Annotated in this window: 1 protein-coding gene; it reads left to right on the top strand. The window is 35.2% G+C overall.

The window, feature by feature from the left end; all coding sequences use genetic code 11:
• Window positions 1-385: 385 nt before the first annotated feature.
• A partial coding sequence (locus B4W83_RS09530) for a helix-turn-helix domain-containing protein (RefSeq protein ID WP_142246443.1) occupies window positions 386-512 on the top strand: 127 nt, incomplete at its 3' end.

The following is a 512-nucleotide window of genomic DNA, read 5'->3' as shown; positions in this document are numbered from 1 at the left end:
CTTGACCAACGGACCAGAGTTGTTATTTTCAACTCTTACTATTATACAGGCTTTTCTAACTTTGTCAACACCTTTTTTAAACTTTTTTTAATTAATTTTTTTAATTAATTTTTTTAATTAATTTTTTTGAAAGTTCTATAATGAAGTTAGCCATCCAGCCCTCCTAAAAATTAGATGGTTTAACTAGCTTATAGCTAGCCCTCGATTTCATTTGATAAGAGGCTTGATGCTGTTAGGCTGACAAGCCAGGGCTAAGATTAGCCTTGGTTTAGCTGACAAAACTGCTTCAAGGGTTCCTCTTGTCAAATGAAAGCTCTTCTAGGCATAAGAAAACACCTCTGTGTTATACTTGTTGTTCAATCACAAACACAAGAAAGGCACAGAGATGAAAAACCATTATACTACAAAAGCCAAACATTTGACAATCGATAGCCGTCGCTTAATCGAACGATGGAAAAAGGAAGGGAAATCAAATAGAGAAATCGCCTCTTCACTTGGAAAAGCTCCTCAAA

The organism is Streptococcus pseudopneumoniae ATCC BAA-960 = CCUG 49455 (assembly GCF_002087075.1).
GTDB classification, from domain to species: Bacteria; Bacillota; Bacilli; order Lactobacillales; family Streptococcaceae; genus Streptococcus; species Streptococcus pseudopneumoniae.
The sequence above is the reverse complement of the archived record's forward strand: the minus strand, read 5'-3'. Positions and strand labels throughout refer to the sequence as shown.